This is a genomic window from Streptomyces sp. NPDC037389 (assembly GCF_040636475.1).
Taxonomy (GTDB): domain Bacteria; phylum Actinomycetota; class Actinomycetes; order Streptomycetales; family Streptomycetaceae; genus Streptomyces; species Streptomyces hesseae.
Map to the genome: position 1 here is coordinate 731834 of NZ_JBEZUS010000001.1, position 22098 is coordinate 753931.

A 22098-nucleotide genomic window follows, 5' to 3' on the forward strand; every position below is an offset into this window, starting at 1 on the left:
CGGCCGCCCCCTCTCAGGGGTCGTTCCTGGCCTACCCATCTAAACTTTTGGGGGGGGCCTGGGGGGGGCCCCCCCCCCCCCGGCCACCCTCGCTCACTTACATCCGCTTGGATCCGCCTACAGACCGCGCAGCTCGGCGATCTTCCGGCCGGCCTTCAGGTAGACGGTCGCCTCCCGGCCGGCCAGCAGCTCACGGGCCACCTCGCCCAGCGGCCGGATGGCCTCGGCCTCCGGCAGCACCACGGCCTCCTGGCCCTCGGCGGTCTCGAGGACCAGCCGCAGACCGTTCTGCTTGGCCACCCGGCGGGCGGCCGAGGCGCTCGGCTGGAAGCCCAGCACCTTGCTGAGCACGGCCGTGGCGGGCTCCTCGCCGTGCTCGGACAGATCCACCACCGGCGTCTCCACGTCGGTGAAGTTCTTCTTGGAGAACTGCGCGACGAAGCCGGCGCGGGCCGCCATCGCCGCCTCCATGCCGTACAGCGCGGCCACGACCTCACCCGCGAGGATCTTCTTCAGATCCATCGGGTGGAGCGACTTCTCCTCGACACGGGAGAGGACCAGCGCGATCTCCGCGTCCGTCCACTCCGTCCACGCCTTGAGGTACGGCTCCATCAGCCGGTCCGGCACCGACATGATCTTGCCGAAGACATCGTCGGCGGGCGCCGACAGCCCCACGTAGTTGCCCTTGGACTTGGACATCTTGGCGCCGGTGCCGTCGGTGCCCTCGATCAGCGGCATGGTGACGACCAGCTGAGGCTTCTGGCCGTGCACCTCCATCAGCTTCCGGCCCATCTGGAGGTTGAGCAGCTGGTCGGCGCCGCCGAGCTCCACGTCGCAGTCCAGCGCGACCGAGTCCAGGCCCTGCGCGACCGGGTACAGCATCTCCGTCATGGTCAGGCCGGAGCCCGCCGCGAGCCGGTTGCGGAAGTCCTCGCGCTGGAGCAGCTGCGAGACCGGCACCTGCGCGAGCAGACCCAGCAGCTCCGGGAAGGTGTACGGCGCCAGCCACTCGCTGTTCTGCCGGAAGCTGACCCGGTCGAAGTCGAAGAACGGGCGGACCTGCTCGCGGTAGCTCGCCAGGTTGCGCGCGATGTCCTCGTCGGTCAGCGGCGGGCGCTCGGCCGTACGGCCCGTCGGGTCGCCGATCTTGGCCGTGAAGTCACCGATGATCAGCGTGACGTCATGGCCCAGCCGCTGGAACCGGCTGAGGATGATCAGCGGCACGGCGTGCCCCAGGTGGACATCCGTGGCCGTCGGGTCGATGCCCAGCTTGATGTGGAGGCCCTTGCCCTCGCCCTGCCGCGCCTCGATGCGCTCGGCCAGCTTGGCCACGCCCGGCAGCACCTCGACCGTACGCGAGGCGATCAGCTCGGCCTGGTCCTTCGGCGGCAGGTCCGACAGGTCCAGATAGCGCCGCGCCTTCGTCTCCGTGAGCAGCTGCTCCACGGCCGAGTCGGTGGAGAGATCCTGCGCCAGCAGAGCGCTGGCGCGCGCGACGGAGTCGCCGAGGCGTGTCATCGTGGCGTTCCTGTAAGGGGTTGTCGGACAAAGGACAGGACGAAGTCTATTTGCTCGGCGCGAATCACCACCAACGCGATTCCCCGCCGGGCGGCGGGACGGGCGGCGGGACGGACGGCCGCCGGGGCCGCCCGCCCGGGTCACACGCCCCGGCTCACCGAGCTCATGTTGAAGTCCGGGACGCGCAGCGCCGGCATGGCCGCCCGGGTGAAGTAGTCGCCCCACTCGCGCGGCAGCGTCGGCTCGGTGCGTCCCGCCTCGGTCGCCCGGGACAGCAGCCCCACCGGGGACTCGTTGAACCGGAAGTTGTTGACCTCGCCGACGACCTCGCCCTTCTCCACCAGATAGACCCCGTCCCGGGTCAGGCCCGTGAGCAGCAGCGACGCCGGGTCCACCTCGCGGATGTACCACAGGCACGTCAGCAGCAGGGCGGGACCGTCGTGGCCGCTCGCGGCGACCATCTCCGCCAGCGAGCGGGTGCCGCCCGCGTCCAGGATCAGGTTGTCGGTGTACGGGGTGACGGGCAGGCCCGTCAGCTCCGCGCTGTGCCGCGTGGTGAGCAGATGCTCCAGCACACCCTCGCGGATCCAGTCGGTCGCGGCGATCGGCAGGCCGTTGTCGAAGACCGACGCGTCGTCGCCGGAGCTGCCCGTCAGTACGAACGGGGCGCACTCCAGCCCCGGTGCGTGAGGGTCGCTGCGCAGCGTCAGCGGCAGCCCCGAGAGCTTCTCGCCGATCCGGGTGCCGCCACCGGCCCTGGAGAAGACTGTACGGCCCTCGGCCGCGTCCCGGGCCGCCGAGGACCACTGCTGGTAGACCAGCAGATCGGCCACCGCGGAGGGCGGCAGCAGCGTCTCGTACCGCCCGGCGGGCAGCTCGACCTTGCGGCCCGCCCACGCCAGCCGCTCGGCGAGCTCGGCGTCCAGCGCGCGCGGGTCGACGTCCGTGAAGTCGCGTGTGGCCCGCCCCGCCCACGCCGAGCGGGTCCGGTCCGGGGACTTGGCGTTCAGCTCCAGCGTGCCGGTGGGCTGGTCGTGGCGCAGCCGCAGCCCGGTGGAGGTGCCCAGATAGCTGGAGACGACCTCGTGGTGGGCGAACCCGTAGAGCTCCCGCCCCTCCGCACGGGCCCGCGCGAAGGCCTCCCCGAGAGCGGGGGCGAAGTCGTCGAAGACGGCGGACGACGTCTCCGCGGGCGCCCCGGTGAACTCCGGCGCCCGCGGCACGCCGGCCACCAGCGGTTGCGCGTCCTCCGCGGGCCCGGCCTCCCGCGCCGCGGCCTCGGCCGCCCGCACCAGCGGCTCCAGCTCGGCGGCGGTCACGGCCGACCGGGAGACGACCCCGGACGCGGTGCCCTGGGCGCCGTCGACGGTCGCGATGACCGTGACGTCCCGGCCACGGGTGACCCCATTGGTGGTCAGGGCGTTCCCGGCCCAGCGCAGATTGGCGGTGGAGCGCTCGCCCGCGATGACGACACAGCCGTCGGCGCGGGACAGCTCCAGGGCGCGCTCGACGATCTCGTGGGGCTTGTGCTGGCGAGGACTCATCGACCGGCCTCCTGCGTGGTGTTGAGAACGTTCACGCCCCGGAACAGGGCCGACGGGCAGCCGTGCGAGACCGCGGCGACCTGGCCCGGCTGGGCCTTGCCGCAGTTGAACGCACCGCCCAGGACATAGGTGTCCGGGCCGCCGAGCGCCTCCATGGAGCCCCAGAAGTCGGTGGTGGTCGCCTGGTAGGCGACGTCCTTCAGCTGCCCGGCCAGCCGGCCGTTCTCGATCCTGAAGAATCGCTGACCCGTGAACTGGAAGTTGTGCCTCTGCATGTCGATCGACCACGACCGGTCGCCCACCACGTAGACGCCCCGCTCCACCCCGGAGATGAGCTCCTCCGTCGACGGCCCGTCCGCCGCCGGGCGCAGCGAGACGTTCGCCATGCGCTGCACGGGCACGTGCTCGGGCGAGTCCGCGTACGCGCAGCCGTTGGAGCGGTCGAGGCCGGTGAGGTGGGCGGTGCGGCGGTCGGTCTGGTAGCCGGTCAGGACGCCGTCCTTGACCAGGTCCCAGGACTGGGCGGCCACGCCCTCGTCGTCGTAGCCGATGGTGGCCAGGCCGTGCTCGGCGGTCCGGTCGCCGGTCACGTTCATGATCTCGGAGCCGTACTTCAGGGTGCCCAGCAGATCGGGGGTGGCGAAGGACGTGCCCGCGTACGCGGCCTCGTAGCCCAGCGCGCGGTCCAGCTCGGTGGCGTGGCCGATGGACTCGTGGATGGTCAGCCACAGGTTGCTCGGGTCGACCACCAGGTCGTACGTCCCCGCCGTGACGCCCGGCGCGCGCATCTTCTCGGCCAGCAGTGCGGGGATCCCGGCGATCTCGGCGTCCCAGTCCCAGCCGCCGGCGCCCGTCAGATACTCCCAGCCGCGCCCGGCAGGCGGGGCCAGGGTGCGCATGGAGTCGAAGCCGCCGGTCTTGGGGTCCACGGCCACGGCGGTCAGCTGGGGGTGCAGCCGCACCCGCTGCTGGGTGGTCGTGGTGCCGGCGGTGTCCGCGTAGAACTTGTTCTCGTGCACGGTCACCAGCGACGCGTCCGCGTGCGCCACGCCCTCCGCCGCCAGCAGCCGCTCGCTCCACTCGGCGAGCAGCCCGGTCTTCTCCGCGTCCGGCACGGCGAAGGGGTCGATCTCATACGACGACACCCACGTCCGCTCCGCGTGCACCGGCTCGTCGGCGAGCTCGACCCGCTCGTCCGACCCCGCCGCCGCGATCACCTTCGCGGACAGCTTCGCCATCGCCACCGCCTGCGAGGCCACCCGTGCCGCGGCGTCCATCGTCAGCTCCACACCGGAGGCGAAACCCCACGTACCGCCGTGCACCACGCGCACCGCGTAGCCGAGGTCGGTGGCGTCCGAGGAACCGGCGGGCCGTGCGTCCCGCAACCGCCACGAGGCGCTGCGCACCCGCTCGAAGCGGAAGTCCGCGTGCCCGGCGCCCAGGGCCCGTGCCCGCGCGAGGGCCGCGTCGGCGAGGGGGCGCAGCGGCAGCGCGAGGAATGACGGATCGATCTCATGCGGCACGGTCCACGCTCCTTGTCGGTGTGCCTCGCAGTGAACCATGCCGTTAAGGTGTCGTGGCCTGCCACCTCGTTACCCACCGGCAGCACCCGCCATGCGAGAGGAACCCCACGCGCAGTGTCCGCCATACCTGAAGACGCCACCCCCGGCGCGGACCGAACCGCGCTCAAGGGCGACTGCGGGAACTGCTTCGGGCTGTGCTGCGTGGCCCTGCCCTTCGCGCGCTCGGCGGACTTCGCCCGCGACAAGGACGCCGGCACGCCCTGCGCCAACCTCCGGCAGGACTTCGGCTGCGGCATCCACGCCCGGCTGCGCGACAAGGGCTACCAGGGCTGCACCGTCTACGACTGCTTCGGCGCCGGGCAGAAGGTCTCCCAGGTCACCTTCGTCGGCCGGGACTGGCGCGCCGCACCGGAGACCTCACGGACGATGTTCGAGGTCTTCCCGGTGATGCGGCACCTCCACGAGCTGCTGTGGTACCTCACCGAGGCACTCACTCTGAAGGACGCCCGCCCCGTCCACACCGACCTGCGGCGCCTGCTGGCGGAGACCGAGCGTCTCACCGAGGGCGACGCCACGTCGCTGGCCGCCCTGGACGTGGGGGCGCACCGCCAGAAGGTGAACGTCCTGCTGCTGCGCACCAGCGAACTCGTCCGGGCCAAGGGCGGGCGCAAGGCGAAGAACCACCGGGGCGCGGACCTCATGGGCCGCCGGCTGCGCCGCGCGGACCTGCGCTGCGCCAATCTGCGCGGGGCCTATCTCATCGCCGCCGACCTCTCCGGCGCCGACCTGCGGGGCGCCGACCTGATCGGCGCGGACCTCCGCGACGCGGACCTGTCCGGCGCCGACCTCACTGATGCCTTCTTCCTCACCCAGCCGCAGCTCAACGCGGCCCGCGGCGACGCCGCCACCAGGCTGCCCGAGGGCCTCACCCGGCCGGCCCACTGGGTGGCGTAGCACGACAGGGGACTGTAGAGATCCAACAGGGACCGCCTGTCGCCGCTGTCGCAGGTCGCTTCTCACTTCCATGGCCTCTAACGCTACGTTCGGTGTAGTCCGGCAGATCCATGGATACGACATCGGAAGGGTGATCCTTTGAGCCGCTCGGTTCTCGTCACCGGAGGTAACCGGGGCATCGGCCTCGCCATCGCGCGCGCCTTCGCCGAAGCGGGCGACAAGGTCGCCATCACCTACCGCTCGGGCGAGCCGCCCACCGGCTTCCTTGCCGTGAAGTGCGACATCACCGACCCCGAGCAGGTCGAGCAGGCGTACAAGGAGATCGAGGAGAAGCAGGGCGCGGTCGAGGTGCTGGTGGCCAACGCCGGCGTCACCCGCGACCAGCTGCTGCTGCGGATGTCCGAGGAGGACTTCACCTCGGTGGTGGAGACCAACCTCACCGGCACCTTCCGGGTCGTCAAGCGCGCCTCGAAGGCCATGCTGCGCGCCCGCAAGGGCCGCGTCGTCCTGATCTCGTCGGTCGTGGGCCTGATGGGCTCGCCGGGCCAGGCGAACTACGCCGCCTCCAAGGCCGGCCTCGTCGGCTTCGCCCGCTCGCTCGCCCGTGAGCTGGGCTCCCGCAACATCACCGTCAACGTCGTCGCGCCCGGTTTCGTGGACACCGACATGACCCGTGTGCTCACCGACGAGCAGCGCGCGGGCATCGTCGGCAACGTCCCGCTGGGCCGCTACGCGCAGCCCGAGGAGATCGCCGCCTCGGTCCGCTTCCTCGCCTCCGAGGACGCCGCATACATCACCGGAGCCGTCATTCCCGTCGACGGCGGATTGGGCATGGGTCACTGATCACATGAGTGGAATCCTCGCAGGCAAGCGCATTCTCGTCACCGGAGTCCTCACCGAGTCGTCGATCGCCTTCCAGGCCGCGAAGGTCGCCCAGAACGAGGGCGCCGAGGTCATCCTCACCGGCTTCGGCCGCCTCTCGCTCGTCGAGCGCATCGCCAAGCGCCTGCCGAAGCCCGCGCCGGTCATCGAGCTGGACGTCACCAACCAGGAGCACCTGGACGGCCTGGCCGACAAGGTGCGCGAGCACCTGGGCGAGGGCGCGCCGCTGGACGGCATCGTCCACTCCATCGCCTTCGGCCCGCAGGGCGCCTTCAACTTCCTGGAGGGCACCTGGGAGGACGTCTCCACGGCCGTCCAGGTCTCGGCGTACTCCTACAAGTCGCTGACCATGGCCCTGCTGCCGCTGATGCGCGAGGGCTCCTCGGTCGTGGGCCTGACCTTCGACGCGCAGATCGCCTGGCCGAAGTACGACTGGATGGGCGTGGCCAAGGCCGCCCTGGAGTCCACCAACCGCTACCTGGCGCGCGACCTCGGCCCCAAGGGCATCCGCTGCAACCTGGTCTCGGCCGGCCCGATCAAGTCGATGGCCGCCAAGTCCATCCCGGGCTTCGAGGAGCTCGCGGACGTGTGGAACCACCGCGCCCCCATCGGCTGGGACCTGGCCGACCCGGAGCCGGCCGGCCGCGGCGTCGTCGGCCTGCTGTCGGACTTCTTCCCGCGCACCACGGGCGAGATCGTGCACGTCGATGGTGGCGTGCACATGATGGGTGCCTAGCACCCCACTCGCCGGACGGAGTCCGGCGCAGCCGTCCGAAGCCTGTGAGGCCCCCCGGGGCCGATCAGTGCGAGGGCGGCGTGCGGGAGGGGGCTGCGGCGTGCACATGATGGGTGCCTAGCACCCCACTCGCCGGACGCCCCGTAGCTCATGGGCGCCCGACGCCCCCGTAGTCCCACGATGCCCGTCCCGGCCCACCGCCGGGGCGGGCATCGCGCGTGCTTCGGGTGTTCGGCGCGTCCGGGTCGTGCGCCGCGGCGCACGACCGCACACTGGGGGAGGAGGGAGGTGGACGGGCATGAGCCCCCCGATACGGCGTACGGCGGTGCTGCTGTTCGCCACCCTCGCCCTGCTGGGCACCACGGCGACCGCCCCCGCGCCGCCGGCGCATCACGAGGCCGAGTGCCACACCCGCCTCCACGGCTCCCACGCCGTCACCCACTGCTTCAACGGCAACGCCACCTCCGACCGCGTCCAGCTGCACGTCGAGTGCGTCCACTGGTGGGACCCGGGGATGGACACCGCCCCCGTCACCGTCGGGCCCGCCCGCCACGTCGCCCTCGCCCAGCGCTGCTGGCTGGGCATCCGCAGGGCCTGGGTCACCCACGCACCCGGGTGACCGGGGGTCCGGCGCGGGTGGGAGACTGTCCCCATGCCGGTCCTCGAAGAGAACCCCAATCCCAAGAACGGCCAGAAGGCCCTGCTGACGATCCTCGGCGTGATGCTCGGCATCACCGTCGTCATCAGCGTGATAGCCACCCTCGCCTCCCCCTGACACCACCGGCCCGCCCGCCCGGGGGTGGGGCTGGCCCCACCGTCCCCTAGGGGGTGGAGGTCAGGGTCGATTGGGTGGAAGGCCGGATGGGGGAAGGTGGCGGGTCTCCGTAGGTTCGTAGTACGCCGCGACGCCGCGGCGCACCGACCTCCTGAAGGAGACCCCATGCCCGCCGGCCCGCAGGCCCCCGCCGCCGTGTCCCGGCGGACCCAGACCCGGCTGACCTGGTGGGCCATGGCCCTGCCCGCCGCCGCGTTCGGGGTCTTCCTCTTCCTGCTGACCACCCTGCTGACCGCCTCGCCCGCCTCGGCGGACGGCGCCTCCGAAGCCGGCGCGTCCGGGGGCGGTACGGTCGCGCAGGTGGTGCGCTTCGCGTGGTACGCCGTGGAGCGTCTGGCGCCGTGAGCACCCGCGCGCCCATGACCGCCGCCCGGAGGGGTCGAGCCCGTCAACACCCCGCGCCTCGCCACGCGTTTCATGCGAAGCTGGACGGCATGAGCTCCGACCCGACCCGCAGGATCGTCATCCTCCGGCATGCCAAGGCCGAGTGGTCCGACGGCGACGACCACGAGCGTCCCCTGGCGGACCGCGGCCGCAAGGACGCCCCGGTCGCCGGCCGCTGGCTCGCCGGCTCCGGCGTCACTCCCGACCTGGCCCTCTGCTCGACCGCCACGCGCACCCGCGAGACCTGGAAGCTCGCCGTCTCCGAGCTGCCCGAACGCCCCCGTACGGTCTACGAGGACCGGATGTACGAGGCGTCCCTCGGGGAGCTGATCGCCCTGCTCAACGAGGTCTCCGACGAGGTGGCCGACCTGGTGCTCATCGGGCACAACCCCGGTATGCACGCGCTGGCCGACGCCCTCGCCGGCGAGGCCGACGGCGATCTGCTCGCCCGGATGAACCGTTCCGGCTTCCCCACCGCCGCGGTCGCGGTGCTGACCTTCACCGGGTCCTGGAAGTCCGTCGAACACGGTGTGGGACGGCTCGTCGCCTTCTGGGCGCCGCACTCCTGACGACCGCCCGAGCGGGCGGGGCGGCCATCGGCCGGGCGGTCATCACTCGTGGGTGTTGGCCGCCTCGACCTCTTCCCGGGTGACGCCCAGCAGATACAGCACCGTGTCCAGGAACGGCACGTTCACTGCCGTGTGCGCCGCCTCCCGCACCACGGGCTTGGCGTTGAACGCCACTCCCAGCCCGGCCGCGTTGAGCATGTCCAGGTCGTTGGCGCCGTCGCCGACCGCGACCGTCTGCGCCAGCGGCACCCCGGCCTCCGCCGCGAACCGGCGCAGCAGCCGGGCCTTGCCCGCCCGGTCCACGATCTCCCCGGTGACCCGGCCGGTCAGCTTGCCGTCGACGATCTCCAGAGTGTTGGCGGAGGCGAAGTCCAGCCCCAGCCGCTCCCGCAGATCGTCCGTGACCTGGGTGAAACCGCCCGAGACCACGCCCACCTGGAAGCCCAGCCGCTTCAGCGTCCTGATCAGGGTCCGGGCGCCCGGCGTCAGCCGGACCTCCGCCCGCACCTTCTCCACCACCGACTCGTCCAGCCCCGCCAGCAACGCCACCCGCTCGTGGAGGGACTGCTCGAAGTCCAGCTCGCCCCGCATCGCCCGCGCGGTCACCTCGGCCACCTCGGCCTCACAGCCCGCGTGCGCCGCGAACAGCTCGATGACCTCGTCCTGGATGAGGGTGGAGTCCACGTCCATCACGACCAGCCGCTGCGCCCGCCGCTGAAGGCCGGCCGCCACCACGGCGACGTCCACGCCGAGCGCCGCCGACTCGGTGGCCAGCGTGGTGCGCAGCTTCTCCGTGTCCGTGCCCGAGACAGCGAACTCCACTGCTGTCACGGGGTACTTGGCGAGCCGGAAGATACGGTCGATGTTGCCGCCGGTGTCGGTGATACGGGCCGCGATGGCGGCGGTCGACTCGGCGGTCAGCGGGTGACCGAGGACGGTGACATGGGAACGGCCCACACCACGCGGCCTGTTGTCGCCCCGGCCGGAGATGATCTCGGTCTGGAGGTGCATCGAGTCCGCCCAGCTGTGCACGGTGGACCGCAGCGAGCCCTCGGTCGCCCAGCCGCCGACAGGGGCGGTGACCAGGGCGCACAGCGTGATCCGCCCCCGGGTGACGACCTGCTCGATGTCTATGACGTCGACGGCGAAGGCGGCGAGGGTGTCGAAGAGCCCGGCCGTGATGCCCGGCCGGTCCTTCCCGAAGATCTTCACAAGGAGAGTGGGGACCTCATCGCCGGTGGCGACGGCGGCAGCGGGGATCTGCGATGCGCTCATGGTGGTCCTACGGTATCCGCACACCTGTCCCGGCTGACAACTCAGCCCGCCCCCGGCGCCCCCGCGACGACGACCCGGCGGGCCCCTACCGCCGCCACGGCGCGGGCGGCGGCTCGTCCGGCGGCGGCACCGGCGAGGACCCGTACCGGTACGGCGTCCCCGGCCGCCGCCGGGGCGGAGGCGGCACCGGCGGACGGCTCGTCTGCGTCGGCGCGGTGAAGGGATCCTGGCCGGAGGAGCCCCCGGAAGGGTCCCGCGCGCCACGTTCCTCGCCGGCAGGGGCCCCGCCGGGAGGGGGCCCGCCGGGAGGAGCCTCTCCGGGCGGCCTCAGATACGGATTGGTGTCCGTGCGCGAGGGCCGGTACCCCGGCGAGGGGGCGTACGGCCCGGGCGCGTACGCCAGGTCGGGGTAGCTGCGCCCCTCGTCCGGACGTCGGCCGCGCGCGTAAACCGAGGCCCGCCGCCCCGCCGCCCCCGTCGCGTACGTCAGCAGCCCGCCGAACGCCCCCGCGGCCAGCCCCCACACGGCCCCCAGGGCCAGCGCCAGGGGCACGCTGCCGGCCAGCTCCAGCCCCGCCCCCAGGGCGTCGACGCCCAGCACCGACAGACTCGCGTCCGCCTTCACCCGCGTCGCCAGCGCCAGCAGCGGCAGCGCCACCGCCGTGGCCACCCCCAGCGACAGCCCGCACCGCCACGCGTACGCCCCCGGCCCGGCCCCGTCCCGGGGCGTACGGGCCCCCGTCAGCACCCCGGCCGTGAGCATCAGCAGCACACAGCCCACCGGCAGCAGCCACACCAGCGGCTCCAGGTCGGCGATCCGGCCCACCGTCACCGTCTGGTCCGTCCCGGCGCGCAGCAGCTCGTCGAGCGGATGCGGCAGCACCTGGAGCAGGGAACCGCTCGCCGAGCCCCGCAGGGGGACGAACAGCCCCAGCGGCAGCCCCAGCCACACCCCGTTCGGCGCCCCGAGCACGGCCGCGCCCAGCACCCGCCGGGGATGGCCGTCGCCCGCCGCCGCGTACCCGGCGGCCGCCAGGCCCGCGACGACCGCCAGCACCAACACCGTGCGCAGCGCCGAGGCCGCCGGGCGGACCGTGCGGTGGGCGGCCTGCCAGCGGCGGGGGAGCGGGGCCCGGCGGGCGGACAGCAGCGTGACCAGCAGGACGCCCAGCACCCACACCAGACCGCCGAGCAGCGACGCCCCGGGCCGCACGGAGAAGCCCACCGACGCCTTGGCCTGCGCCAGGTCCCCGAGCCGGCCCGGCAGGCCGCCCCCGATGTCCCCGATGTCGCCCAGCCCCGGGATCCGCGTGGTGCCGCCCGTGGAGCCGAGGCCCAGACCGCCGCCGTCGAAGGTGACGGTGGAGGAGGCCGCCCACGCGAGGCCGCCCAGGACCAGGAGGAACAGCAGGGCGACCGCGGCCGCCCGCGTGACGAGCTCGGCCCCCCGCACCGCGGGCCCCAGCGGCCGCAGCGACCGCGCGAACACCATGCCCAGCAGCAGCGCCCCCACCAGGCTGACGCCCAGTGGCGCGATGTCGATGGTGGTGTGCGCCCCGGCGCCCGTGAGCCCGAATGCTTCGACCGAGCCCGAGGGAGTGAGGGACCCACCCACCGCGAGGGCGACCACCGCCGCCGTCAGCGGGCCCAGCGACCCGGCCGCGTCGGCGCCCAGTAGATGCAGGCCCACCGCCGCGACCCCGGCCATCGCGAGAAAGGCCCAGCTCACCGCGGCTATCGCGGTGAGTACGAGATCCACGCCGCGCGCCGCGCGGCTGCCGCTGGTCAAGGTCATCACGGCCCCCCCGGTCCCTACCAGTCGCCCCGGAAGCGGACGATCCGCGACGATCCCGCGCATCCCTGGGCGGTTACTACTGTCAGGGCGCGTTTCGCATCGGTCAACGGTGCCTGTTACAGGCCCGGTACACGGTCGTGGGGCTCCCGACTTTTGGTTGAGGGACTGCGCCTGAAATAGTTCCTCCCGATGTTCGCCATCCCTAGACTCCCCCGTGCAGGGGGCTCATCGGGGGACAAATAGTGGGGCATGGAGTGCCGGAACTCGTACTGGAATTGAACGGACAGACCTGGACGTTGGACCCGTCCCGGTCGTACACCCTCGGGCGCGACCCGCAGGGTGACATGGTCCTGGAGGACGCCCGCGTCTCCTGGCGGCACGCCACCATCCGGTGGGGCGGTCACGGCTGGCTCATCGAGGACCACGGCAGTACCAACGGCACCTATGTGCAGGGCCAGCGGATCCACCAGATGGAAATCGGCCCCGGTTCGGCCGTCCACCTGGGCAACGCGACGGACGGCCCGCGGGTGAACCTCTCCGCTGCCGCCGCCGCTGCCCCGGCCGCCGACCTCTACAGCGCGCAGACGGCGATGGCCCCGGCGGTCCAGCCGGGCCAGCCGGCCCCGCAGCAGTACCAGCAGCCGGGCGCCCAGGGGTGGGGACAGCAGCCTCCGCAGCAGTACCAGCAGGTACCGCAGCAGGGCGGCTGGCAGCAGCCGTACGCGCCGCCGCAGCAGCAGGCCGCCCAGCCGCAGGGCCAGGCGTCCGGCAGCGGCGACGGTAGCCCGACCCGCTTCCACCAGATGGCCGTCGGCCGGGTGATGCGCATCGGTCGTGCCCTCGACAACGACCTGGTCGTCTCCGACCTCCAGGTCTCGCGTCACCACGCGGAGTTCCGGGCCACCCCCGGCGGCTTCGAGATCGTCGACCTCGGCTCCCACAACGGCACGTACGTCAACGGTCAGCCGGTCCGTCAGCAGCTCATCGGACCCCAGGACACCGTCGGTGTCGGTCACTCGACCTTCCGGCTGGTCGGCGACCGCCTCGAGGAGTTCGTCGACACCGGTGACGTCTCCTTCTCGGCCCGCCATCTGACGGTGACGGTCGAGGGCGGCAAGCAGATCCTCAAGGACGTCTCCTTCGGCGTCCCCGAGAAGTCGCTGATCGCCGTCATCGGTCCCTCCGGCTCCGGAAAGTCCACCCTCCTCAAGGCGCTCACCGGCTACCGGCCCGCCAACCAGGGTGACGTCCTCTACGACAACCGGAACCTGTACAAGCAGTTCGCCGAGCTCCGCCAGCGCATCGGTCTGGTCCCGCAGGACGACATCCTGCACAAGGAGCTCACGGTCCGTAAGGCGCTGCGCTACGCGGCCAAGCTCCGCTTCCCCGGCGACACCGCGGCCTCCGAGCGCGAGGCGCGCATCGAGGAGGTGCTGCGCGAGCTCAAGCTCGACATCCACAAGGACAAGAAGGTCACCGCCCTCTCCGGCGGCCAGCGCAAGCGCGTCTCGGTCGCCCTGGAGCTGCTGACCAAGCCGTCGCTGATCTTCCTCGACGAGCCCACGTCGGGCCTCGACCCGGGCATGGACCGCGACGTCATGCAGCTGCTGCGCGGCCTCGCCGACGACGGCCGCACGGTCCTGGTGGTCACCCACTCCGTGGCCGAGCTGGCGCTCTGCGACAAGCTGCTGGTGATGGCGCCGGGCGGTGCCGTGGCCTACTTCGGTCCGCCGGAGGAGGCGCTCAACTTCTTCGGCTACGACACCTGGGCCGACGTCTTCTCCGCGTTCGAGAACTACCGCGACTACGACTGGGCGGGCCGCTGGAAGGGCTCGCAGCACTACCAGATGTACGCGGCCGACATCGACGCCGTCGCCCCGCAGTCCGTGCACGTCCAGCCGCAGATGGTCCGCCCGCCGGTGCCGCAGAGCTGGGGCTCCCAGCTGTGGACGCTGATGCGCCGCTACGTCTCGGTCATCGCCTCCGACCGCGGCTTCCTGGCCCTGATGCTCCTCCTCCCCGCAGTCCTCGGCGGCGTGAGCACGGTCATCCCGTCCGACTACGGACTGGGCGCCCCCGCGCCGCGCCACTTCAACCAGGACGCCGGCACGATCATGCTGATCCTCGCGGTCGGCATGTGCTTCTCCGGCGCCGCCAACTCGGTCCGTGAGCTGATCAAGGAACGGGTCATCTACGAACGGGAACGCGCCGTCGGCCTGTCCCGGTCCGCGTATCTGATGTCCAAGGTGATCGTCCTCAGCCTCATCACCGTGGTGCAGGGCATCCTCACCTGCGCCATCGGCTTCTCGGTCCGCAAGCTGCCGGAGCAGGGCCTCATCCTGAAGAATCTGCCGGCCGTCGAGCTCTGTGTCATGATCATCGGCCTGGGCTTCACCTGCATGATGATCGGCCTGGTCATCTCCTCCCTGGTGAAGACCACCGAGAAGACCATGCCGCTGCTGGTCATGTTCGCCATCGTCCAGGTCGTGTTCACCGGCATCCTGTTCAAGCTGTACGACTCGCCCGGTATCGAGCAGGTCGCCTGGCTGATGCCGGCCCGCTGGGCCATCGCCGGCGTCGGCACCACGCTGGACCTCTCGCACATCATGGCGCCGATGGACAAGAGCGACCCGAAGAACCTCGACCCGCTCTGGGCGCACACCGCCGGCCAGTGGGGCATCGACCTGATCGCCCTCCTCGCCATCGGCGTCGTGTGCGGATTCGCGGTCATCCGCCTGCTGCGCCGCCACGAGCCCGAGGTCATGCGCAAGTGACGGCCTGTCCGTGAACACGCCGAAGGGCGGCACCCCCACGGGGGGTGCCGCCCTTCGGCGTGCGCTGTCCTCCGGCCGTCAGTAGGCGGAGTTCACGTTGTCCATCGAGCCGTACACCTTGGCCGCGTAGTTGCAGGCGGCGGTGATGTTGGCGACCGGGTCGTAGATGTTCCAGGACGTGCCCGCGACGTGGTACGCCTTGAAGGTCGGGTCGATCACCTGGAGCAGGCCCTTGGAGGGGATACCGGCGGCGGCGTTGGAGTCCCAGTTGTTGATGGCGTTGGGGTTGCCCGTGGACTCCCGCATGATGTTGCGGTAGATGCCGTTGTAGCTGCCCGGGATGCCCTTGGACTTCATGATGTCCAGGGATTCCTTGATCCAGCCGTCCAGGTTGTTGGCGTAGGCCTTGGGGGCGGGCGCGGCGGGCGCGGCGGGAGCGGCGGCGGCCGCGACCGGCTTGCGCTCCTCGGACCGGCTGGCGGCCTCCTTCTCGGCGCGCTCCTTGTCGGCCTTCGCCTTGGCCTCGGCCTCGGCCTTCTTCTTGTTCTCGGCGTCCTTCTTGGCCTGCTCGGCCGCGTGGTCCGCCTGCTTGTTCAGCTCGGCCTGCTGGGTCTCGCCAAAGGCGGAGGCGTTCCACGCCACCGGCTTCACTGCCTGGGACTGCTCGGCGTCGGCGGAACCGCCCGGCACGACCGCGAACGCCAGAGCGGCGACACCGGCCGCGGCGATTCCGGCCGCGGAGAACGTGTGGACCTTGGTCAGGCGGGTATAGCCAGAGATGGGGGAACGCATACTGAGCTGAGCCTCTTCCGATCGATGAGTCGCACTGGCCCGTCCTGGCGCGCCGGGAGCGCCGTTCCTCGGTTCGCGGCGCCATGCGACGGAGCAAATTCTTAGCGGTCGCAAAATGCGGTGGCAAAGGTGTGACCTACTACGCCGCTTCGTTGCGACGTCCTTCGCACGGCTCGGGCGAAAGGTGCGTCACCTGCTCCAACCGCTCCTTATGGGCGTCTTATCCGTCCACTAGGCCGCTTCGTACGTGATGTGCGTCCCATGAGCGGGCTCACACCGGGGGCCCTTGCGTCTCACCCGGTGTGGCCACGCCCCTGCGGAGAGTTTGCGATCAGAAACGTTCCTTTGAGGTACTCGGAACCGGGCCGGGGATCAGACCTCCACCAGCACCTGATCCAGGCTCTTGCGCACCAGGTCCGGCACCTCGCAGTCCGCCGCCGGATAGCCCACGGGGATCACCGCGAACGCCTTCTCGTTCACCGGCCGCCCCAGCACCTCCGACAGGAACCGCATCGGACTCGGCGTGTGCACCAGCGCCGCCAGCCCCGACAGGTGCAGCGCGGACAGCAGCATCCCGACCGCGATGCCGACCGACTCGTCCACGTAGTAGTGCTTGCGCCGGCTGCCGTCCTCGCCGAGCCAGTAGCGCTGCTGGAAGACCACGATCAGCGCGGGCGCGTCCGTCAGATGCGGCTTGACCTCGTCCGTGCCCAGCGGCCGCAGCGCCGCCAGCCACTCCTCGCCCAGCCGCCCCGCATAGGAGAGGCGCTCCTCTTCCTCCGCCGCCTCCCGGATGCGCCGCCGCACCTCCGGGTCCTTCACCAGGACGAACGTCCACGGCTGCTGATGCGCCCCGGAGGGCGCGGTGGCCGCGCACGCGATCGCGTCCCTGACCACCTGCTCCGGCACGGGATCGGCCGAGAACCGCCGCACGGTCCGCCGCTCCGCCATCCGCTCCCGCAACTCGGCCGCCCGGGCGACCGACTCCTCGACCGGCATCCGCCCGGGCCGATAGGGCGCGGGCCGATACGGATCACCATGGGTGGGGGTCCACCGTATTGGTATAGACATGAGGGAAGCGTGCCCAGACTGCGCTGTGGGCACTCGCGCGCCCGTTCGCGGGCAGGCGTTCCGCAAGGCGATGGGGGCACCTCCCAGCGGTAGCTGGGGGAGGGCGGGCGCAAACGGGCCCACCGGCCTAAGGCTTACGAACGACGCCCGCCCCCACCGGCAGCCCGATCCAGGGGCACCGCACCCGTGGATACCGTGACCCCATGACGCAAGCCCCCCGCTCCGGCCTCACGGCAGTGAGCACCGCCCTGCTCGCCATGAGCCGCCACCTGGAGGTGCGCGACGTCCTCAAGACGATCGTCGTCTCCGCCCGGGAGCTCCTCGACGCCGAGTACGCCGCCCTCGGCGTCCCCGACGACCACGGAGGCTTCGCCCAGTTCGTCGTCGACGGCGTCAGCGACGAGCAGTGGAAGGCCATCGGACCGCTGCCCCGCCAGCACGGCATCCTCGCCGCCATGCTCAAGGACGCCACCCCGCAGCGCCTCGCCGACGTCCGTCTGGACCACCGCTTCGAGGGCTGGCCCGACGCCCACCCCGACATGAGCGACTTCATCGGGATGCCCGTCGCCGACGGCGACGAGATCCTCGGCGCTCTCTTCCTCGCCGACAAGAAGTGCCCCAAGCCCGCCGGCGGCTGCGGCTTCACCGCCGAGGACGAGGAACTGCTGAGCGTCCTCGCCCAGCACGCCGCCATAGCCCTCACCAACGCCCGTCTCTACGAGCGCAGCCGTGAGCTGACCATCGCCGGGGAGCGGGCCCGCCTCGCCCACGAGCTCCACGACGCCGTCTCCCAGAAGCTCTTCTCCCTGCGGCTGACCGCCCAGGCCGCGGCCGCCCTCGTCGACCGCGACCCCGCCCGCGCCAAGGGCGAGCTCCACCAGGTCGCCCGGCTCGCCGCCGAGGCCGCCGACGAGCTGCGCGCCGCCGTCGTGGAGCTGCGCCCCGCCGGGCTCGACGAGGACGGCCTCGTCGCGACCCTGCGTACCCAGGTCAAGGTCCTCGACCGGGCCCAGTCCGCCGCCCGGGTCACCTTCGCCGCCCATGGCGTACGGGCCCTGCCGGCCGCCCAGGAGGAGGCGCTGCTCCGGGTGGCCCAGGAGGCCCTCCACAACGCCCTGCGCCACTCCGGGGCACGGGCCGTGGACGTCACCCTCACCCGCCGGGGCCACGGCGCCGCCCTGCGCGTGGCCGACGACGGACAGGGCTTCGATCCCTCCGCCGTGCGCAGGGCCGGCCGGCACCTGGGCCTGGTCTCCATGCGGGACCGGGCGAACGGGGTCGGCGGCGGCCTGACCGTAGTCTCCGCGCCCGGGAAGGGCACGACGATCGAAATGGAGGTGCCCGGTGGGTGAGAACCGAGTCGTCCGGGTGCTGCTGGTGGACGACCACCAGGTGGTCCGCAGGGGGCTGCGCACCTTTCTGGAGGTCCAGGACGACATCGAGGTCGTCGGAGAGGCAGGGGACGGCGTCGAGGGCGTCGAGCGGGCCGAGGAGCTGCGACCGGACGTCGTCCTCATGGACGTGAAGATGCCCGGCATGGACGGGATCGAGGCGCTGCGCAGGCTCCGGGAGCTCGACAACCCCGCCAGGGTGCTGGTCGTCACCAGCTTCACCGAGCAGCGCACCGTCATCCCCGCCCTGCGGGCGGGCGCGGCGGGCTATGTCTACAAGGACGTGGACCCGGACGCCCTCGCCGGTGCCATCCGGTCCGTGCACGCCGGGCACGTCCTGCTCCAGCAGGAGGTGGCGGACGTCCTGCTGTCGCAGGACGAGGGCGGCTCGGGGAGCCAGGGGAGAGGCAACGGGCTCACCGAGCGGGAGCGCGAGGTGCTGGCCCTGATCGCGGACGGGCGGTCCAACCGGGAGATCGCCCGGGCGCTGGTCCTGTCCGAGAAGACCGTCAAGACCCACGTGTCGAACATCCTGATGAAGCTGGACCTCGCCGACCGGACCCAGGCGGCGCTATGGGCCGTCCGACATGGGATCGGAGCCTGAGGAGCGCCCGGTCCCGGGCAGTAGCGGAACGTCGCGTTCTGATCAGAGATTCATGCGGTCGTGTGATAACCCATCCGCCCCAGCAACCCGAATGGCCCTGGCCCGTTTTCCATGGCGTAACCGCGGCGGGAGCCGTGGCGACGCTCTGGCAAAACACTCAGGAAGGTCACAGTAAGAGTGAACAACATCAAGAAGGCCGCTGCTGTCACGCTCGCCGTCGGCGGTCTCGCCCTCGCCGGTGCCGGTGCCGCCTCCGCCCACGGGGCTCACGGCGCGCACGGCGTGGCGGAGAAGTCGCCCGGCGTCGTCTCCGGCAACGTCATCCAGGTTCCGGTCGAGGTCCCGGTCAACGTCTGCGGCAACAGCATCAGCGTCGTCGGCGTTCTGAACCCGGCCGCGGGCAACCTCTGCGTCAACGAGTAATCAGCTCGTCGCACCACCCTCGCCACCTCGTAGGCAGGTCGGCTCCGCATCCGGCGGAGCCGACATCCGGGTAGCGGTCAATCGTCCGAAAGAGGGCAAACACCGTCGATGGCCGTGCCATCGGCGGTGCATTGGCGTTCATAGGTGCAGGGCCCCGTGGCAGGGGCCGATCAGGTCAGTCATCAGAAGGAAGAGCACCTATGAACAGTGCCAAGAAGGCCGCCCTCGCCCTGGCCGCGGCCGGCGTCGCTCTCGGCGCCTCCGTCGTCCCCGCCGCCGCCACTGACGACGGTTTCGGCGGAGCGCTGGCCTCCGGTGTCGCCAAGGGGTCACCGGGTGTCATCTCGGGCAACGTCATCCAGATTCCGATCCAGGTCCCGATCAACCTCTGCGGCAACACCATCGACATCATCGGGCTCCTGAACCCGACGTTCGGCAACACCTGCATCAACGGTGACATCCGCGAGCACCACATGGAAGAGCACCACGTGACCGAGCACCACCACCACGGCCGTGAGGGTCGCGAGGGCCACGGGCACGACCGAGGCCGCGAGGGCCGCGAGGGCAATGGCTCCGGTCGCGAGGGCCGCGAGTAGGGTTCACGCCCCGCCCGACCACCGGCGACGCCGAAGCGCATACGGCGAGGCCCCGCGGACCCTTCCGTCCGCGGGGCCTCGCCGTTGTCCGGCGCTTGAATCGGCGCGCGGGTGGATCAGTGCCGTCGGCGGTCGCGCTCCTCCACCATCGCGTTGTACGCGGCCACCCGCGCCCGCCTGGCCGTACGCTCCACCGGCCGCAGCGCCGCCGCCCGCGCCGCGATCTCCGACGCGCTCACCGCGCCGCCGTGCTCACGCCCCTCGCGGTCCCCGGGCGCGTACGCGATGTCGATCAGCGCCCCGACCCGCTGCGCCAGCTCCAGCACCCGCGCCGCCCGCGGCGGATACCCCGGCGCCAGCACCTCACGGCTCCGCTCGGCCCGCGCCCGGTACGCCTCCAGGGCCGCCTGGGCCGCCGGTCCCGAGCCGGCCACGTCCAGTCCGGTCAGCACCTCGGTCGCCTCGCGCAGCGCCTCCGCCAGCTCCCGTTCGGCCTCCGACAGCGACGGCACATCGGCCGGCGGCGCGTCCCGTACGGCCAGGCAGTGCCACACCACCTCGACGTGCACATCGCCCTCGGGACCCGCCTCGTACACCTCCGGCACCAGCCCCAGCGCCGTCCCCGGGACGACGACGGCCTCCTCGGCCTCCATGGCGCGGGCATTGAACTCCGGCGGACCGCTCAGCCCCAGCGGATGCCCCGGAGCCGGCAGCGCCAGCCGCAGCCCCGTCGCCCCCAGCGCCCTCAGCCGTCCCAGTGCCAGCGTGAGTCCCACCGGCCCGGACTCGCCGGGCAAACCGGTGACACGGTGGACCGCGTCACTTCCGGTGATGTGGTGTGCGGCGTCATCTGGGGCGGCAAATCCGGCAAGGAGGGCATTTCCCCATGCGGTGAGCCGTCCTGAGCGATTCTCATCGAGCATGGCCCCCAGCCTAGGGACTGCCATCGGTAACCGGTGGCGTAGGTTTTTCCCAGGGGGCTGCGCCGACAGGCGCAAGCGACGAAGCGACTGCAATGGGAGACAACGCGCTCATGAGCGATGTGCTGGAACTGGTGGACGTATCCGTGGTCCGCGAGGGCCGGGCTCTGGTGGACCAGGTCTCCTGGTCGGTGAAGGAGGGCGAGCGCTGGGTGATCCTCGGCCCCAACGGCGCCGGCAAGACCACCCTTCTCAATGTCGCCTCCAGCTACCTCTTCCCCACCAAGGGCACCGCCCGGATCCTCGGTGAGAAGCTCGGCTCGGTCGACGTCTTCGAGCTCCGCCCGCGCATCGGCATGGCCGGCATCGCCCTGGCCGACAAGCTGCCGCGCAGCCAGACCGTCCTCCAGACGGTCCTCACCGCCGCCTACGGCATGACCGCCGGCTGGCACGAGAACTACGAGGAGGTCGACGAGCAGCGCGCCCGTGCCTTCCTCGACGTCCTCGGCATGACCGAGTTCCTCGACCGCAAGTTCGGCACCCTCTCCGAGGGCGAGCGCAAGCGCACCCTGATCGCCCGCGCGATGATGACCGACCCCGAGCTGCTGATGCTCGACGAGCCCGCCGCCGGCCTGGACCTCGGCGGCCGCGAGGACCTCGTCCGCCGCCTGGGCCGGCTCGCCCGCGACCCGCTCGCCCCCTCGATGGTCATGGTCACCCACCACGTCGAGGAGATCGCCCCCGGCTTCACCCATGTCCTGATGATCCGCCAGGGCAAGGTGCTCGCCGCCGGCCCCATCGAGCTCGAGCTGACCTCCCGCAACCTCTCCCACTGCTTCGGCCTGCCGCTGGTCGTCGAGCAGCGCGGCGACCGCTGGACGGCCCAGGGTCTCCCGATGGCCTAAGGGAGCCCGAGCCCCCTCCGCACGCCCTGTCCGCCGGGCGGCCACCACCCCTACCATGACCATGTGGACACTTGGGTGTGGTGGCTCGTGGCCGCCGTCGGACTGGGAATTCCACTGGTCGTGACCGCCATGCCGGAGTTCGGCATGCTCGCGGCCGGGGCCGTCGCCGCCGCGGTCACCGCGGCCGTCTTCCACGCGGGCACGGTGGCCCAATTCGTGGTCTTCGCCGTCGTCTCCGTCGCCCTCATCGCCGTCGTCCGCCCGATCGCCAACCGCCAGCGCGGCCGGCGCGGCGAGCCGGCGATGGGCATCGAGGCGCTCAGGGGCCGTCAGGCCGTCGTCCTCGAACGGGTCGACGGCGGTGGCGGCCGCATCAAGCTGGCGGGCGAGATCTGGTCCGCCCGCTCCCTCCACGCCGACCGCTCCTACGAGGTGGGCCAGCAGGTCGACGTCGTCGAGATCGACGGCGCCACGGCGGTCGTCATCTGACCCCGTCGGCCGGACGACCCCGTCGGCCAGAACCGGCCGCATCCCGACGAGCTGGGCCCAACGCCTGCACGGTGGCATCCGGTTCTGTAAGACTGATCAAGACCACCGCGCCGGTCAG

The 22098-nt window shown here is 71.8% G+C and carries 22 protein-coding genes; 14 read left to right on the forward strand and 8 right to left on the reverse strand.

Translation table 11 applies throughout. The features are described 5' to 3' along the window. Nucleotides 1–117: 117 nt before the first annotated feature. The 3 genes from tyrS to AB0E98_RS03420 all read right to left on the reverse strand — a co-directional run bounded on the left by tyrS (nucleotide 118) and on the right by AB0E98_RS03420 (nucleotide 4585). Nucleotides 118–1518 (reverse strand): tyrosine--tRNA ligase, encoded by a 1401-nt coding sequence (gene tyrS / locus AB0E98_RS03410; RefSeq protein WP_361698036.1) that lies wholly within the window; start codon nucleotides 1516–1518, stop codon nucleotides 118–120. Nucleotides 1519–1658: 140 nt separating this feature from the next. Next, nucleotides 1659–3062 carry a metallopeptidase TldD-related protein gene (locus AB0E98_RS03415; RefSeq protein ID WP_361698038.1) on the reverse strand — a complete coding sequence of 468 codons (1404 nt, stop codon included), beginning with the start codon at nucleotides 3060–3062 and terminating at the stop codon, nucleotides 1659–1661. Further along, on the reverse strand, nucleotides 3059–4585 hold the full coding sequence (locus tag AB0E98_RS03420) for a TldD/PmbA family protein (protein WP_361698040.1): 1527 nt from the start codon (nucleotides 4583–4585) through the stop codon (nucleotides 3059–3061). The genes AB0E98_RS03415 and AB0E98_RS03420 overlap by 4 nt, the downstream gene beginning before the upstream one ends. Nucleotides 4586–4699: 114 nt before the next feature. On the opposite strand from AB0E98_RS03420, the gene AB0E98_RS03425 reads away from it, so the two are divergent. The 7 genes from AB0E98_RS03425 to AB0E98_RS03455 all read left to right on the forward strand — a co-directional run bounded on the left by AB0E98_RS03425 (nucleotide 4700) and on the right by AB0E98_RS03455 (nucleotide 8945). Continuing rightward, complete coding sequence (locus AB0E98_RS03425; RefSeq protein WP_361698042.1) at nucleotides 4700–5539, forward strand: pentapeptide repeat-containing protein; 840 nt, start codon at nucleotides 4700–4702, stop codon at nucleotides 5537–5539. A 138-nt stretch (nucleotides 5540–5677) separates the two neighbouring features. Further along, complete coding sequence (gene fabG / locus AB0E98_RS03430; protein WP_189454876.1) at nucleotides 5678–6382, forward strand: 3-oxoacyl-[acyl-carrier-protein] reductase; 705 nt, start codon at nucleotides 5678–5680, stop codon at nucleotides 6380–6382. Nucleotides 6383–6386: 4 nt separating this feature from the next. Then, entirely contained in the window at nucleotides 6387–7157 is a 771-nt protein-coding gene (gene fabI, locus AB0E98_RS03435) for an enoyl-ACP reductase FabI (RefSeq protein ID WP_361698045.1), read from the forward strand. 298 nt (nucleotides 7158–7455) lie between these two features. Beyond that, nucleotides 7456–7776, forward strand: a complete 321-nt coding sequence (locus tag AB0E98_RS03440) for a hypothetical protein (RefSeq protein ID WP_361698047.1) — start codon at nucleotides 7456–7458, stop codon at nucleotides 7774–7776. Between the two features lie 33 nt (nucleotides 7777–7809). Further along, the gene (locus AB0E98_RS03445) at nucleotides 7810–7932 is read left to right on the forward strand and encodes an SGM_5486 family transporter-associated protein (RefSeq protein ID WP_268248345.1); all 123 of its coding nucleotides are present in this window, start codon (nucleotides 7810–7812) and stop codon (nucleotides 7930–7932) included. 165 nt (nucleotides 7933–8097) lie between these two features. After that, a complete protein-coding gene (locus AB0E98_RS03450) occupies nucleotides 8098–8337 on the forward strand; it encodes a hypothetical protein (RefSeq protein WP_361698049.1) in 240 nt (79 codons plus the stop codon). 89 nt (nucleotides 8338–8426) lie between these two features. Next, on the forward strand, nucleotides 8427–8945 hold the full coding sequence (locus tag AB0E98_RS03455) for a histidine phosphatase family protein (RefSeq protein WP_361698051.1): 519 nt from the start codon (nucleotides 8427–8429) through the stop codon (nucleotides 8943–8945). Nucleotides 8946–8987: 42 nt separating this feature from the next. Here AB0E98_RS03455 and serB read toward each other — a convergent pair whose 3' ends face one another. Together serB and AB0E98_RS03465 are read right to left on the reverse strand one after the other, a co-directional pair. Next, nucleotides 8988–10220 carry a phosphoserine phosphatase SerB gene (gene serB / locus AB0E98_RS03460; protein ID WP_361698053.1) on the reverse strand — a complete coding sequence of 411 codons (1233 nt, stop codon included), beginning with the start codon at nucleotides 10218–10220 and terminating at the stop codon, nucleotides 8988–8990. A gap of 85 nt (nucleotides 10221–10305) precedes the next feature. Continuing rightward, nucleotides 10306–12015 carry a streptophobe family protein gene (locus AB0E98_RS03465; protein ID WP_361698055.1) on the reverse strand — a complete coding sequence of 570 codons (1710 nt, stop codon included), beginning with the start codon at nucleotides 12013–12015 and terminating at the stop codon, nucleotides 10306–10308. Nucleotides 12016–12257: 242 nt separating this feature from the next. Here AB0E98_RS03465 and AB0E98_RS03470 point away from each other — a divergent pair, with 242 nt between their 5' ends. Next, nucleotides 12258–14789 carry an FHA domain-containing protein gene (locus AB0E98_RS03470; protein WP_361698057.1) on the forward strand — a complete coding sequence of 844 codons (2532 nt, stop codon included), beginning with the start codon at nucleotides 12258–12260 and terminating at the stop codon, nucleotides 14787–14789. Between the two features lie 78 nt (nucleotides 14790–14867). Here the strand turns inward: AB0E98_RS03470 and AB0E98_RS03475 are convergent, their stop codons facing one another. Both AB0E98_RS03475 and AB0E98_RS03480 read right to left on the reverse strand, forming a co-directional pair. Beyond that, nucleotides 14868–15581, reverse strand: a complete 714-nt coding sequence (locus AB0E98_RS03475; protein ID WP_361698059.1) for a transglycosylase SLT domain-containing protein — start codon at nucleotides 15579–15581, stop codon at nucleotides 14868–14870. 372 nt (nucleotides 15582–15953) lie between these two features. Next, nucleotides 15954–16652 carry a nitroreductase family protein gene (locus AB0E98_RS03480; protein WP_361698061.1) on the reverse strand — a complete coding sequence of 233 codons (699 nt, stop codon included), beginning with the start codon at nucleotides 16650–16652 and terminating at the stop codon, nucleotides 15954–15956. Nucleotides 16653–16855: 203 nt separating this feature from the next. Between AB0E98_RS03480 and AB0E98_RS03485 the strand changes: the two genes are divergently transcribed. From AB0E98_RS03485 to AB0E98_RS03500, 4 genes are all read left to right on the forward strand, one after another. Then, nucleotides 16856–18004 (forward strand): GAF domain-containing sensor histidine kinase, encoded by a 1149-nt coding sequence (locus tag AB0E98_RS03485; RefSeq protein ID WP_361698063.1) that lies wholly within the window; start codon nucleotides 16856–16858, stop codon nucleotides 18002–18004. Next, nucleotides 17997–18647, forward strand: coding sequence for a response regulator transcription factor (locus AB0E98_RS03490; RefSeq protein WP_361698065.1), 651 nt, complete (start codon nucleotides 17997–17999; stop codon nucleotides 18645–18647). The genes AB0E98_RS03485 and AB0E98_RS03490 overlap by 8 nt, the downstream gene beginning before the upstream one ends. A gap of 177 nt (nucleotides 18648–18824) precedes the next feature. After that, nucleotides 18825–19070 carry a chaplin gene (locus AB0E98_RS03495; RefSeq protein ID WP_361698067.1) on the forward strand — a complete coding sequence of 82 codons (246 nt, stop codon included), beginning with the start codon at nucleotides 18825–18827 and terminating at the stop codon, nucleotides 19068–19070. Between the two features lie 200 nt (nucleotides 19071–19270). Further along, on the forward strand, nucleotides 19271–19666 hold the full coding sequence (locus AB0E98_RS03500; RefSeq protein WP_361698069.1) for a chaplin: 396 nt from the start codon (nucleotides 19271–19273) through the stop codon (nucleotides 19664–19666). A 116-nt stretch (nucleotides 19667–19782) separates the two neighbouring features. On the opposite strand, the gene AB0E98_RS03505 is transcribed toward AB0E98_RS03500, so the two are convergent. Continuing rightward, complete coding sequence (locus tag AB0E98_RS03505; protein ID WP_361698071.1) at nucleotides 19783–20589, reverse strand: hypothetical protein; 807 nt, start codon at nucleotides 20587–20589, stop codon at nucleotides 19783–19785. 92 nt (nucleotides 20590–20681) lie between these two features. Between AB0E98_RS03505 and AB0E98_RS03510 the strand changes: the two genes are divergently transcribed. Both AB0E98_RS03510 and AB0E98_RS03515 read left to right on the forward strand, forming a co-directional pair. After that, nucleotides 20682–21491: an ABC transporter ATP-binding protein gene (locus tag AB0E98_RS03510; protein WP_126913552.1), complete on the forward strand. Its 810-nt coding sequence runs from the start codon at nucleotides 20682–20684 to the stop codon at nucleotides 21489–21491. A gap of 63 nt (nucleotides 21492–21554) precedes the next feature. Next, nucleotides 21555–21980, forward strand: coding sequence for an NfeD family protein (locus tag AB0E98_RS03515; protein WP_361698074.1), 426 nt, complete (start codon nucleotides 21555–21557; stop codon nucleotides 21978–21980). Nucleotides 21981–22098 lie beyond the last annotated feature (118 nt).

Coding starts and splice junctions, on each gene's coding strand:
- AB0E98_RS03480 (WP_361698061.1), bottom strand. CDS start 16,652: ATGTCTATACCAATACGGTGGACCCCCACCCATGGTGATCCGTATCGG.
- AB0E98_RS03465 (WP_361698055.1), bottom strand. CDS start 12,015: ATGACCTTGACCAGCGGCAGCCGCGCGGCGCGCGGCGTGGATCTCGTA.
- AB0E98_RS03485 (WP_361698063.1), top strand. CDS start 16,856: ATGACGCAAGCCCCCCGCTCCGGCCTCACGGCAGTGAGCACCGCCCTG.
- AB0E98_RS03445 (WP_268248345.1), top strand. CDS start 7,810: ATGCCGGTCCTCGAAGAGAACCCCAATCCCAAGAACGGCCAGAAGGCC.
- AB0E98_RS03455 (WP_361698051.1), top strand. CDS start 8,427: ATGAGCTCCGACCCGACCCGCAGGATCGTCATCCTCCGGCATGCCAAG.
- AB0E98_RS03440 (WP_361698047.1), top strand. CDS start 7,456: ATGAGCCCCCCGATACGGCGTACGGCGGTGCTGCTGTTCGCCACCCTC.
- AB0E98_RS03415 (WP_361698038.1), bottom strand. CDS start 3,062: ATGAGTCCTCGCCAGCACAAGCCCCACGAGATCGTCGAGCGCGCCCTG.
- serB (WP_361698053.1), bottom strand. CDS start 10,220: ATGAGCGCATCGCAGATCCCCGCTGCCGCCGTCGCCACCGGCGATGAG.
- fabI (WP_361698045.1), top strand. CDS start 6,387: ATGAGTGGAATCCTCGCAGGCAAGCGCATTCTCGTCACCGGAGTCCTC.
- AB0E98_RS03450 (WP_361698049.1), top strand. CDS start 8,098: ATGCCCGCCGGCCCGCAGGCCCCCGCCGCCGTGTCCCGGCGGACCCAG.
- AB0E98_RS03500 (WP_361698069.1), top strand. CDS start 19,271: ATGAACAGTGCCAAGAAGGCCGCCCTCGCCCTGGCCGCGGCCGGCGTC.
- tyrS (WP_361698036.1), bottom strand. CDS start 1,518: ATGACACGCCTCGGCGACTCCGTCGCGCGCGCCAGCGCTCTGCTGGCG.
- AB0E98_RS03505 (WP_361698071.1), bottom strand. CDS start 20,589: ATGCTCGATGAGAATCGCTCAGGACGGCTCACCGCATGGGGAAATGCC.
- AB0E98_RS03510 (WP_126913552.1), top strand. CDS start 20,682: ATGGGAGACAACGCGCTCATGAGCGATGTGCTGGAACTGGTGGACGTA.
- AB0E98_RS03475 (WP_361698059.1), bottom strand. CDS start 15,581: ATGCGTTCCCCCATCTCTGGCTATACCCGCCTGACCAAGGTCCACACG.